A 12850-nucleotide genomic window follows, 5' to 3' on the forward strand; every position below is an offset into this window, starting at 1 on the left:
CCAGTATCAGTCGGCGTCGGCTGCTCTGAGCTGCTGGAGACGGGCGGCAAAACGGGGGGCATTCATGCGTGCGCTGACGGTTTCGCACAGCGTTTTCGCGAGCCCGGTGCGGTCGTCGCGGTCGAGCCGCGCGAGCAGGCGGCGCAGATAGGGGATGTGTTCGCGCCGCGCGCGCATCAGCCGTGCAAACAGGGCCGGTGTCAGCAGGCCCTTGCCCGCAGCCTCGATGAGGTCCGGGAGCACGTGCATCTGCAGCAGGTCGGTCTGCAGGCTTGCGCCCATATTGGGCAGCCGCAGATGCGTCACATTGGGGCTTCGGAAGAGGGCGGCATGCATGGCGTCCTCTGTTACCCCGGGGTCACAGAGCACAAAGGCCTCGCCGGCGGCTTCCAGCATATCCGGGGCATAACCATAGCGCTGGCGGAAATCGGTCCGGCGCATATGGGCAAAGCGCGTGTCCCATCCTGCGATGTCCGGATCGAGGGTCGCCTGCGGCTGGATGGCAAGCACGCGCGCGCCCGGTGTGCTGACCGAGAAGGCTGCGGCAGCATAGCCACAGGGGCCTGCGCCGTAAAACAGCACCCGGTCAAATTCGTCAAAAAAGCCTTCGTCCACGAGCCGGTCGAACCATGCGTAGACCGCCGGATCGCGGAACCACGTGTCGCTGTCACTGATCAGCGCCATATGGGACCAGCGGTGCTCGCGCACCATTTTCCAGCCCAGCGGCCGGGCATGCTCCGAGAGTGCCGCAATGCCCTGCAGCGTCTCGAAGGTGACCAGCAGTGTGGTGCTGTCTTCAACAAAGGTCGCAAGATGGCGTTTTCCGAGACGCGCCAGATAGCCATAGGGCTCCACAAGGCCCGCAACCTCGGTGATCCAGTCTGACCTGCTCAGCCCCTGCAGGGACGGCCCGAATTCTATCGCCGTGTCCGGCATGTCTGACATCCCCCTGACGTCCTGATGGCCTGCGACGCGCCTTGCAAGGCGGGCTGTCCCCTGCTGTCCGGCCCTTTGGAAACAATATCCCACAAAATGAGGTATTGTTGCCCGGGCGTCGACGAACAGCGGCGAAAAGCCGTGCGAAACATACAGTGCCGGGGCAGGCTTGCCCAGCAAAAGCGACACAAAGCGCCGTGCCGGTTGCGGTGCCGGGGCAGATGCACGCTTGACGCGCCGGGTTCACAGTGCACCTTAGCGGTGAAGGCAGGGGAGGCAGTATGGGTCAGCCGGATACAATTGACGCGGTGCAGGCGATGCTCGCGACTGAAGGCTATGTCTGTGACCGGGCGCTCGGCACCGTGGTGTTTCTCTCGCTGAAGCTGGGGCGTCCGCTCTTTCTCGAGGGCGAGGCCGGCGTCGGGAAAACCGAGATCGCGCGGGCACTTGCGGCATCCATGGGCAGGCGCCTGATCCGTCTGCAGTGCTATGAGGGCCTTGATGCGTCGAGTGCGGTTTACGAGTGGAACTTCCCTGCACAGATGGTGGCGATCCGGACCGCTGAGGCCGCAGGCGACAGCAGCCGGTCGGGCCTGCAGGCGGAGTTATTCAGCGACGAATATCTGATCGAACGCCCGTTGCTGCAGGCCATGCGGCCGGATGCAAACGGTGCACCGGTATTGCTGATCGACGAGCTTGACCGCACCGATGAACCCTTTGAAGCGTTCCTGCTGGAGGCGCTGAGCGATTTTCAGGTCACAATTCCGGAGCTGGGCACCATCGTCGCGCCCGAGCCGCCCGTGGTGATTCTCACCTCCAACCGGACGCGCGAGGTGCATGATGCGCTCAAGCGGCGTTGCCTTTATCACTGGGTCGATTACCCGGATTTTGACCGGGAGATGGACATCCTGACCGCCCGCGCGCCCGAAGCGGCAGAATCGCTCAGCCGCGAGGTGGTCGCCTTTGTCCAGGCACTCCGGACCGAGGATCTGTTTAAAAAGCCTGGCGTGGCGGAAACCATCGACTGGGCGAAATGTCTGCTGGCGCTGGATGTGATAAACCTCAGCCCGGAGGTTATTGCCGATACCCTTGGCGCGATCCTGAAATACCAGGACGATATCCAGAAACTTCAGGGGTCGGCTGCGAAACGCATCCTGGACGAGGTGCGCGCCTCTCTGGAGCCCGCGTGAGGTTTCTTCTGGCCCGAAATATCCCGGGGGGAGCGACCCGGTCCGCGCAGGCGGCAGCCTGTCCAACGGACAGGCTGAGGGGCGGTCGGGGCAGAGCCCCTGCAACGGCTGATGCCTGAATATATCCCCCTTGAGCTGCCCGAAAACCCGAAACTGGCGGGCAATATCACCCATTTTGCACGGGCGCTGCGACGGGCCGGGCTGCCTGTCGGAACCGGGCGGGTGATCGATGCGATCCGCGCGGTGGAGGCGGCCGGGTTCACTGACAAACGGGACTTCTACTGGACGCTGCACGCCTGTTTTGTGAGCCGGCCTGAGCATCGCCGCGCCTTTGCGCAGATTTTCCGCCTCTACTGGCGCGACCCGCGATACCTTGAACATATGATGTCCCTCATGATCCCGGCGGTGCGCGGTGTGCAGGAGGAACGGGGCGCACAGGCGGCTGAAAAACGGGCGGCAGAGGCGCTGCTGGACGGGGCAGAGGCACCGGAGCTGCCTGAGCAGCCCGAGACACCCGAGGATGAAATCCGCATTGAGGTGGATGCCAGCCAGACCATGTCTTCCGAGGAGCGGCTGCGAAGCCTGGATTTCGAACAGATGAGCACAGCGGAAATGGCCGAGGCCAAACGCATGCTGTCCCGGCTCACCCTGCCGGTAAAGCCGATCCTGTCGCGCAGAATGCAGAGCAGCCTGCGGGGCCGGGTCGATCCGGCACGTACCATGCGTCAGGCGATGCGGCAGGCGGGCGATCTGCATAAGATTGCGCTGCGCCGCCAGCGACCCCGGTGGCCCAACCTCGTGGTGCTGTGCGATATTTCCGGTTCCATGAGTCAGTACAGCCGCGTGGTTCTGCATTTTCTGCATGCCGTGTCCAACGCCCGCGGCGCGGGCTGGGCGCGCGTGCATGCCTTCACCTTCGGCACGCGGCTGACCAATATCACCCGGCATCTGCACCAGCGTGACGTGGATGCGGCCCTGGCGGCAGCGGGGGCCGAGGCGCAGGACTGGGAGGGCGGGACGCGCATCGGCGACTGCCTTGAGGCTTTTAACCGCGACTGGTCGCGCCGGGTCATGGGGCAGGGTGCTGTGGTCCTTGTGATTACTGACGGTCTGGACCGGGATGACCCGGATCACCTGGCCCGTCAGATGGAGCGGCTGCAGCTTTCGGCGCGGCGTCTTATCTGGCTGAACCCGCTGCTGCGCTGGGAAGGGTTCGCTCCGAAAGCGCGCGGCATCGCGGCAATGCTTCCCTTTGTGGACAGTTTCCGCGCGGGCCATTCCATCGCGTCGCTTGAGGCGCTGGCCGTCGCCATTTCGCAACCCGATGATGTGGGCGAAAAGGCGCGCCTGATGCAGATGATCGGCGCGCCCGACGCATAACCATCAGCACACCTGCAGGTGCGCCCGACCGCCGGTGTCAGGCAACGGCGTCCGCAAAACTGCTGCGGTGAATGTCCGACAGGAAGGCCAGCGGCGCTTTAGCATTGCCGAACTGAACACTGTCCCCACCAAAGTGACCGACCTCGCTGATCGACAGCCCGGCGGCTTCGGCGGCTTGCCTCAGAGCAGCGCTCTGCTCCGCTGTGCAGGCAATCAGATAGCGGGCCTGATCCTCACCAAAGAGCGTCGGCGTGTCGCCGTCACTCAGCACCACACCGATGCCGGCTGTATCTGCCATTTCAAACGCGGCCAGTGCGAGCCCACCGTCTGAAAGGTCGGTGCAGGCGCTGATCAGCGCATGATTGTCGCGGATGAACTGTCCATGTGCAGCTTCCTGCTGCAGATCAACGGGCGGTGCTTCACCGTCGTTGCGCCCGTAGGCTTCGGCCAGCAGGGCCGATTGCCCCATGTGCCCGACAGTTTCGCCCAGCAGCAGCGCCACATACCCGTCGCGCACGTCGAACCCGATGATGTCATCGGTGTGGGTGATCAGGCCAACCGCGCCGATGGTCGGTGTAGGCAGGATCGCCTTGCCGTCCGTTTCATTATAGAGCGACACGTTGCCGGACACGATCGGCATATCAAGGGCCGCAACAGCCTCACCGATACCTTTGATGGCGCCCACAAACTGTCCCATGATTTCAGGCTTTTCGGGGTTGCCGAAGTTCATGTTATCTGTTGTTGCCAGCGGTTTCGCGCCGACAGCGCACAGGTTCCGGTAGGCTTCGGCGACGGCCTGCTTGCCGCCCTCGACGGGGTTGGCACGCACATAGCGGGGCGTGACATCAGAGGTGAAGGCCAGTGCCTTGTCCGTCCCGTGCACGCGCACAATGCCGGCGCCCAGGCCCGGAACACGCACGGTATCTGCCATGACGGTGGTGTCATACTGCTCGTAAACCCAGGCGCGGGAGCCATAGTTCGGGCTGGAAATGAGTTTGCGCAACCCCTCAATCGGATCGATGCCTGCGACGGTGCCGAGATCAAGCGGCGGTGACGGCTCCAGCCAGGGGCGGTCGTATTCCGGTGCGGAGGACGCCAGCCGTGACAGCGGCAGATCGGCTTTGACCTCACCGTTGAGCATAATCAGAAAGCGGTCTTCGGCGATGGTCTCGCCGACGATGGCAAAATCCAGGTCCCATTTGTCGAACACGGCCTTTGCCTCGGCCTCAAGCTCTGGGCGCAGCACCATCAGCATACGTTCCTGGCTCTCGGACAGCATCATCTCGTAGGCGGTCATGGCGTCTTCGCGCACAGGCACGTTTTCAAGGTCCAGCCGCACACCAAGGCCGCCTTTGTCGCCCATTTCAACCGCAGAACAGGTCAGGCCAGCAGCCCCCATGTCCTGGATCGAGATCACCGCGCCTGTTTTCATCAGCTCCAGCGTGGCTTCCATCAGGCGCTTTTCGGTGAAGGGGTCGCCGACCTGCACAGTGGGGCGTTTTTCTTCGATTGTGTCGTCAAATTCCGCCGACGCCATTGTCGCCCCGCCAACACCGTCGCGGCCGGTTTTTGCACCGAGATACACCACGGGCATGCCGACGCCGGAGGCTGCCGAATAAAAGATGCTGTCTGCATCGGCGAGACCTGCGGCAAAAGCGTTCACGAGGCAGTTGCCGTTGTAGGCCGGATCAAACCGGACCTCGCCGCCCACGGTCGGCACGCCAAAGCAGTTGCCGTATCCGCCGACGCCCTCGACCACGCCATTCACCAGCTGGCGCGTTTTGGGGTGCGATGGTTCACCGAAACTGAGCGAGTTCATTGCGGCAATGGGGCGCGCGCCCATGGTGAACACGTCCCGCAGGATGCCGCCTACGCCCGTCGCCGCGCCCTGGTAGGGTTCGATATAGCTGGGGTGGTTGTGGCTCTCCATCTTGAAGACAACGGCCTGTCCGTCGCCGATGTCCACGACGCCTGCATTCTCACCGGGGCCACAGATCACCTGCGGGCCTTCGGTGGGAAGTGTGCGCAGCCATTTTTTGGAGGATTTGTACGAGCAGTGCTCGTTCCACATGGCCGAAAAGATGCCGAGTTCCGTGAACGTCGGTTCGCGCCCGACGATTTCGAGAATGCGGTTGTATTCTTCTTCGCTGAGCCCGTGGCTTGCGATCAGGTCAGGTGTGATTGCTGGCTTTTGCATGTGCCGAATTCCCCCGGGCTGGCAGATGATGCGCACCTCTTACATGGGCTGCGGCACACAGGGAAGGGGCGATTGTGATACCGGTCAGCGCGTATCGCCACCCGCGCCGCCCTGCTGCCCGGCGAGACCGGCCTGGACCGCCCCTGAGGCGGCTGCCCCGGCGACCTGGTCAGTGTCCACAGCATCCTCGTCCGCATTTACATTCACGCGCACCTCGCGGCGGGCAAATTCAATGCCATTGGCGTCAAAGACGGCTTTCACCCGGTTGTAGATTTCCTTGCGCATCATGAACTGCGACCCGGGGCGGGCCATGAATTTCCCGCGGATCACCATGCCCACGTCGTCAAAGTCAAACACGCCCTGCGATTTGAACGGCTGCAGCATGTCGTCCTTGTACAGATCCATGGCCTGGACCTCCTGACCGATTTTCTTGAAGAGCTTGCGCACTTTTTCCGGATCGGTGTCGAACGGCACGGTGAACTTGAGTTTCATGATCACCCAGTCGCGGCTGTAATTGGTGATCTTGGGAATCTCACCATAGGGCAGGGTATGCACCAGGCCGCGGTGATGGCGCAGCTGCATGGAACGGACAGAAATTTTCTCGACCGTTCCCTTGGTGTCGCCCACTTCAACATATTCGCCGACGCGGAAGGCGTCGTCGACCAGAAAGAAGATGCCCGAAACAACATCCGTGACGAGTTTCTGGGCACCGAAACCGATGGCCAGACCGGCGATCCCGGCACCGGCCAGAAGCGGCGTTGTGTCGATCCCCAGCGCGCTGAGCGCGATAAGCGAAAAAAGCACAGCAATCGCCGTATGGGCCGCCAGCAGGATGAGCGGCAGAACGGTGGACAGGCGCGACCCGCCCGCGCCACCGCCGTCACCGCCGATGGCTTCCTCATCGGGCACTGCACCGGATGCGGTCATCTCGGCGGCCAGCTGACGGTTCACGACCAGTGAGACGACTTCCCAGGCGAGATAACCTGTGGCGACCACGATCAGGAATTCGATGATGCTGGCCGCGAACTGTTCTCCCACGGCTCCGGTGGCAATGCGTACAGGTGACATGCCCCAGAAGTTGGCGATCTGGATGATCACCAGACCGAAGACGATCACGCGCCCGATCCGCACCCACGACCGTTCAGCCGCAATATGCGCGCGTTCCGCAATGACACCTTCGCCGGACATCTCCGGCATCAGGTGTTTGACGATCCCGCGCACGGCCGTGTCCATGGCCGGGGCCAGCAGCAGCAGGGCCATGCTTTTGAAATGCGGGGCTGAGCCGAGCAGTTCCCAGGCCTGGTAACTGACCAGGATGTTTACCAGCCACCAGGTGCCAACAGACACGGCGATGGCAAACCAGGGATAGGCGCGCGAGACGCGCTCCTCGACTGCGCTTACGTCGTCATCAGCGCCGCGCATCATCTCCACAAGACCGTTGCGGGCCTGCCAGGCCATCCAGACGATATAGAGATGCACCGCGAGGTTTAGCCAGAAGCCCAGCCGTGTGGCACCGGCTTCGAGCCCGTTGATGGCGTTGAATTCAAGAATGGCGAGCATGAAGCCCACCAGCAGAGAGAACCCGAGGATATGGCGGCTGAGGAAGCGGGCCGTCCGGTCATCGGTGTTCACAAAGCGGTATTCGGGCTGCCGGGGCGACAGAAGGAACCCGGCCAGTGCTACAGCGATACGGGGCAGGGCGACCAGATTGAAGAGGATAATGCCGCCATAGGGCAGCATTGCAGGGGGCAGCACAGAAAAGGCAACCGTGCGCGCCACGGCAACAAAGACGAAGACCCCAAGAAGGTCGCGGCACAGCTTTTTGGCAAGCGTTGTGACCGCACGGCGGGGGGCTTCGGTGTCGCCGTCCGCAGTGGTCAGATGCCAGCGGCGGGTCAGGCGGTTGACCACAAATTCCGCAGCAAAGCCTGCTGCCAGAATGATCGCGAAAAAGCCCAGCATCTGCAGGATGCCGCTGCCGCCGAAGGTTTCAAAGAACTGCGCAAAGGCCTGTGGCTGTCGTTCAAAGAGCACCGGCAGCTTTTTCACAGAGATGATGATCTCCTGCACCGCGCCGGTTGTGGCATGATAAAAGAGGTTCGCACCGGCTTCCGACGCTTCTTCTGCTGCCGCCTGCTGGGCCTCTGCCACAGCGTCCAGGCGTTCCAGCAGCAGCTGGCGGATCTGTGCGTCGGTCAGGCCGGCCACAAGGTCACGCACGAGTTCCGGGGTCAGATCCTCCGGGACTTCAACCGCCGCAGGGGCTTCGGAGCCGCCTGTGCTCAGGGTCTGTGCCATCCCGGGGCCGGACAGCACTGCCAGTACCAGGCTCACAGCCCACACCCATACGAATCGAACACTCATCTGAAGCCCCCGGTTGATCAGCGCAGCCAGACTGACGCATCCGCGGTCTATTGCAAGTATGACGGTCAGGGCGTGCGCAGACTGCCACCTGTTGTTGCAGGGCGGCCGCAAAAAAAAGGCCGAGCATGAAGCTCGGCCAAGTCCAACAGGGAGGTATGAAGGGCAGAACAGCGTTCCGCCTCCTTCGAGTGCTGAAATAGGATGCGATCTGCCACCGATCAAGGCAGATTATGCATATGCGGCATCATGTCTGGTATGCGGATTCTGCATAGCTGACCATTCAGTCAGTTTTTTGTTTTTCTCTCAGCTGTTTACGGTAGCTGATGATTTCGTCCTGAACGAAATCCTTGAAGACCGCGACCCGCTGTGAATGCCGCAATTCCTCCGGATACGCCAGAAAAACAGGCACATCGGCCGACTCAAGGTCAGGCAGTACCTGAACAAGGTCCGGGAAATCCTGGGTCACGTAATCCGGCAGCACGCCGATGCCGAGATTATGCAGCACACCCTGCAGCACGCCGAAATAGTTGTTCACCGTCAGCAGCGAGCGCAGATCATAGGTCATCAGGTGCTGCACCAGGCTGCGACCGGCGCCCACCTGGTCGCTGTCGGTATTCTGACAGATCAGACGGTGGTCCTCGATGTCGTCGATTTCCTGCGGAGCGGCATGTTCGTCCAGATAATCCGGGGTCGCATAGAGGCACATGCGGATCATCATCAGTTTTTTGCGGATCAGGTCCGCCTGGCTGGGCTCTTTCATGCGGATCGCCACATCGGCTTCGCGCATGGGCAGATCCAGCACCCGTTCCTCCAGCATCAGGTCGATCTTGAGATCGGGGTATTCCTCATAGAGTTTCGGCAGGCGCGGGGCCAGCCAGAGGGTGCCGAACCCGGTGGTCGTGGTCACGCGCAGCTCGCCGAAAACCTCTTCTTCGCTGTCGCGGATGCGGGCCGATGCCGTGTCCAGCCGCCGCGACATGGCGGAGGTGGCATCAAACAGCAGCTCACCCTGTTCTGTCAGGATCAGGCCCCGCGCATGGCGGTGAAAGAGCGTGGCGTTCAGCGATTCCTCAAGACCGCGGATCTGGCGGCTGACCGCGGATTGCGACAGATTCAGCTTGTCGCCTGCGTGCGTCAGAGACCCGGCATCTGCCACCGCGTGGAAAATTCTCAGCTTGTCCCAGTCCATGACGTATCCCGAAAAAGTGTTCACGGGTTGGTAGCGCTATCCGGCGTGGAAATACAGGGTCGAGAGACACGTGCGCTCAAATTTGCGGGATTCACTCTATACAGGTCAGCTTTTGTGACCTATTATTGAGGGAAATATGTGCAACACTGGACACGCCGGGGAGGGCGCCTGATGAGCACACAGAAAATTACACTCAACGACCGGTATGATCTGGAAAAGAGCCCGGTGCTTCTGAACGGCACCCAGGCGCTTGTGCGTCTGATGCTGATGCAGAAGGCGCGCGATGTGGCCGCCGGGCTGAATACTGCCGGCCTTGTAACCGGCTACCGCGGATCGCCGCTGGGTGCCGTGGATATGCAGATGCAGCGCGCGCTGGGGCCGCTTACAGAGCATGACATTACCTTCCAGTCCGGTCTGAACGAGGATCTCGCTGCCACCGCGCTCTGGGGCAGCCAGCAGGCGGAACTGCGGGGCGAGGGGCGTTTCGACGGCGTTTTCGGGCTCTGGTACGGCAAGGGTCCGGGTGTCGACCGGTCGGGCGATGTCATGCGGCACGCCAATATGGCCGGTTCCTCCGCGTTCGGTGGGGTTGTGATGGCCATGGGCGACGATCACACCGGTGAATCGTCAACCGTGCTGCACCAGTCCGAATTCGCCATGGTCGATGCCTATATGCCGGTCGTCAGCCCGGCGGGCGTGCAGGAAGTGCTGGATTACGGCCTCTACGGGTATGCGCTGTCGCGCTATGCCGGGGTCTGGGTCGGGCTCAAGACCATGAAGGACACCGTTGAGGTTACATCCGTCGTCGATGGCGATCCGAACCGGCTGTCCTTTGTTACCCCCGACTATGATATGCCGGAGGGTGGGCTGAACATCCGCCTTGTGGACGACCGCGTCGATCAGGAGGCGCGTCTTATCGATCATAAACGCTATGCGGCGGAGGCGTTTTCGCATGCCAACCGCATGGACAAGCGGGTCTGGGGCAAGCCGGGCGCAAAGATCGGCTTTGTGGCGGCAGGCAAAAACTGGCTGGATCTGGTGCACGCGCTCAGCCTTCTGAACATTGATGAGGCGGACGCCGAACGGCTTGGCATCACCACCTACAAGGTTGGGCAGACCTGGCCGCTTGACATGAAGGGGTTTCACGACTGGGCCGAAGGGCTCGACCTGATTGTTGTCGTTGAGGAAAAGCGCAAACTGATCGAAGTGCAGATCAAGGAAGCCATTTTTGACGATCGCCGTGGGCGCAGGGTCTATGGCGGCCGTAAGGACGGCGTTGAGTTTTTCTCGTCCAAGTGGGCCCCGGATCCGGTGGATATTGCCCAGAAGCTCGGCGAAGTTCTGGTCGAAGAGGGGCGCAGCAACGAGGCGGTCACGGCAGGGCTCGCCACTCTGGAAGAGGCGCGACGGGCAGACAATGCTACTGAGATCGCAGCGCGTCTGCCGTACTTCTGTTCGGGCTGTCCGCATAACACGTCGACAAAGGTGCCCGAGGGCAGCCGTGCCTATGCCGGCATCGGGTGCCACTTCATGGCGATCTGGATGGACCGTGAAACGTCGGGCTTTACACATATGGGCGGCGAGGGCGCCAACTGGATCGGTGAGGCACCGTTTTCAAAGCGGGAACATGTGTTCCAGAACCTGGGAGACGGGACATACAACCACTCCGGCGTGCAGGCGATCCGCGCGGCGCTGAGCAACGGGACCAACATCACCTACAAGATCCTTTACAACGACGCGGTTGCGATGACGGGTGGTCAGGGCAATGACGGTGATCTTTCCGCGCCCCGTATTGTAAACGAACTGCGCGCCATGGGCGTCAAAACCCTTGCCGTTGTCTATGACGAAAAGGAAGATGTTGATTTTGATGCCTTAAAAGGCGTGGAGATACACGAGCGGGCATATTTGCAAACTGTTCAGGAGAACTTTGCAAAGACCCCCGGTGTCAGTGCGATAGTGTATATCCAGACCTGTGCTGCCGAAAAACGCAGACGGCGCAAACGCGGGCTGTTCCCGGACCCGGACAAGCGGGTCTTTATCAATACGGATGTCTGCGAAGGGTGCGGCGACTGCGGGGTGCAGTCGAACTGTGTGTCCATCGTGCCGAAAGAGACCGAACTGGGACGTAAGCGGGCGATTGATCAGTCCAGCTGCAACAAGGATTTCAGCTGCGTCAAAGGGTTCTGCCCGTCTTTCGTGACGCTTGAGGGCGCAAAGCTGCGCAAGGAGCCCACCGCGCAGCTGGACCTGCCGGATCTTCCTGCGCCGGAACTGCCGCAGATTGATGGCACGTTTAACGTTGTGATCACCGGGGTCGGTGGTACCGGGGTTGTGACCATCGGTGCCGTGATGGCGCAGGCCGCACATCTGGACGGTAAGGGTGCCGGAATGATGGAGATGGCGGGCCTCGCCCAAAAGGGCGGCGCGGTGCACATCCATTGCCGGCTGGCCAATAATCCGCATGATATCAGTGCGATACGCGTCGCAACCGGCGAGGCAGATGTGCTCATCGGGGGCGATCTCGTGGTCTCCGCGGGTGCAAAAACGCTGGGTCTTACAAGCACCGGCCGGACGGGCGCTGTTGTGAACAGCCATGAAATCATTACCGGTGACTTTACACGCGACACGGAATTCCGTCTGCCGCAGGAACAGCTGAGCATTGCGCTGGAATCGCGCCTGAGGGACAGGCTGTCGATGTTTGATGCGTCCGAGCTGGCACGTGCCACACTGGGCGATTCCATCTTCTCAAACATGATGATCTTTGGCGCGGCCTGGCAGCGCGGCTACCTGCCGCTGTCAGAAGAGGCCATTCGCGAGGCGATTACGCTGAACGGTGCGGCGGTGGAGCGTAACCTGCGTGCCTTTGACATCGGGCGCTGGGCCGTTCTTCATCCGGAGGATGCCGCTGCCGTGACCGAGCCGAAAGTCATCGAACTACCCAAAACTGCCGATGACAGGATCCGGTTCCGGGCGGACCATCTGGTTGCCTACCAGGGACGTCGGCTGGCCCGGAGATACCGGCGATTTCTGGACACAATTGACGATCAGAAGGTGCGTGACGCAGCAATAACATCGTATCACAAGCTGTTGTCATATAAAGATGAATACGAGGTCGCCCGGCTGCTGAAATCAACCGCTGAAAAGGCCGCAGCAGAGTTTGAGGGCGATTTCCGCATGACTTACCACCTGGCTCCCCCGATGCTGTCCCGCACGGGGCCGGACGGGCGCCCCGCGAAACGTGCCTTTGGGCAACGTATCGAACGTCCGCTCAGGCTGCTTGCGAGGCTGAAATTCCTCAGGGGCACGCCGTTCGACATTTTTGGCTACACCGCTGAGCGTCGTATGGAGCGTGATCTGATCCGGCAGTATGAAAAGGACATGAAGGAAGTTCTGCCCTTGCTGAACGAGGCAACCCGTCCGGCAATCATAGCCCTGGCGGAACTGCCCATGCAGATCCGGGGGTTCGGGCCGGTCAAAGAGGCCAATGCCCGCAAGGCGGCGGACGCGCGCAAGGCACTTCTGGCAACCATCCGCGCAGGTGGTCCGGCGACGGCGCAGGCCGCAGAATAAATTTACAGGATTGTCATAAACACC

Annotated in this window: 7 protein-coding genes; 3 read left to right on the forward strand and 4 right to left on the reverse strand. The window is 61.6% G+C overall.

Annotated features, from left to right (window positions below; genetic code table 11):
• Positions 1–6: 6 nt before the first annotated feature.
• On the reverse strand, positions 7–945 hold the full coding sequence (locus tag ACZ1HA_RS05420; RefSeq protein ID WP_472713155.1) for a phosphoadenosine phosphosulfate reductase: 939 nt from the start codon (positions 943–945) through the stop codon (positions 7–9).
• A gap of 272 nt (positions 946–1217) precedes the next feature.
• Here ACZ1HA_RS05420 and ACZ1HA_RS05425 point away from each other — a divergent pair, with 272 nt between their 5' ends.
• Together ACZ1HA_RS05425 and ACZ1HA_RS05430 are read left to right on the forward strand one after the other, a co-directional pair.
• Complete coding sequence (locus tag ACZ1HA_RS05425; protein WP_472713156.1) at positions 1218–2126, forward strand: AAA family ATPase; 909 nt, start codon at positions 1218–1220, stop codon at positions 2124–2126.
• A gap of 111 nt (positions 2127–2237) precedes the next feature.
• Entirely contained in the window at positions 2238–3506 is a 1269-nt protein-coding gene (locus tag ACZ1HA_RS05430) for a vWA domain-containing protein (RefSeq protein WP_472713157.1), read from the forward strand.
• A gap of 37 nt (positions 3507–3543) precedes the next feature.
• Here the strand turns inward: ACZ1HA_RS05430 and purL are convergent, their stop codons facing one another.
• From purL to ACZ1HA_RS05445, 3 genes are all read right to left on the reverse strand, one after another.
• On the reverse strand, positions 3544–5703 hold the full coding sequence (gene purL / locus ACZ1HA_RS05435; protein ID WP_472713158.1) for a phosphoribosylformylglycinamidine synthase subunit PurL: 2160 nt from the start codon (positions 5701–5703) through the stop codon (positions 3544–3546).
• Between the two features lie 84 nt (positions 5704–5787).
• Positions 5788–8037, reverse strand: a complete 2250-nt coding sequence (locus ACZ1HA_RS05440; protein WP_472713159.1) for a mechanosensitive ion channel family protein — start codon at positions 8035–8037, stop codon at positions 5788–5790.
• A 310-nt stretch (positions 8038–8347) separates the two neighbouring features.
• Positions 8348–9256 carry a LysR family transcriptional regulator gene (locus ACZ1HA_RS05445; RefSeq protein WP_436399459.1) on the reverse strand — a complete coding sequence of 303 codons (909 nt, stop codon included), beginning with the start codon at positions 9254–9256 and terminating at the stop codon, positions 8348–8350.
• 171 nt (positions 9257–9427) lie between these two features.
• Here ACZ1HA_RS05445 and ACZ1HA_RS05450 point away from each other — a divergent pair, with 171 nt between their 5' ends.
• Positions 9428–12826, forward strand: coding sequence for an indolepyruvate ferredoxin oxidoreductase family protein (locus ACZ1HA_RS05450; protein WP_472713160.1), 3399 nt, complete (start codon positions 9428–9430; stop codon positions 12824–12826).
• The last annotated feature ends 24 nt before the right edge of the window (positions 12827–12850 follow it).

The organism is Roseobacter sp. S87, assembly GCF_055693285.1.

What these genes read in the sequence shown, in the direction of transcription:
- ACZ1HA_RS05425 (WP_472713156.1), top strand. Translation starts at nt 1,218, where the DNA reads ATGGGTCAGCCGGATACAATTGACGCGGTGCAGGCGATGCTCGCGACT.
- ACZ1HA_RS05445 (WP_436399459.1), bottom strand. Translation starts at nt 9,256, where the DNA reads ATGGACTGGGACAAGCTGAGAATTTTCCACGCGGTGGCAGATGCCGGG.
- purL (WP_472713158.1), bottom strand. Translation starts at nt 5,703, where the DNA reads ATGCAAAAGCCAGCAATCACACCTGACCTGATCGCAAGCCACGGGCTC.
- ACZ1HA_RS05420 (WP_472713155.1), bottom strand. Translation starts at nt 945, where the DNA reads ATGTCAGACATGCCGGACACGGCGATAGAATTCGGGCCGTCCCTGCAG.
- ACZ1HA_RS05430 (WP_472713157.1), top strand. Translation starts at nt 2,238, where the DNA reads ATGCCTGAATATATCCCCCTTGAGCTGCCCGAAAACCCGAAACTGGCG.
- ACZ1HA_RS05450 (WP_472713160.1), top strand. Translation starts at nt 9,428, where the DNA reads ATGAGCACACAGAAAATTACACTCAACGACCGGTATGATCTGGAAAAG.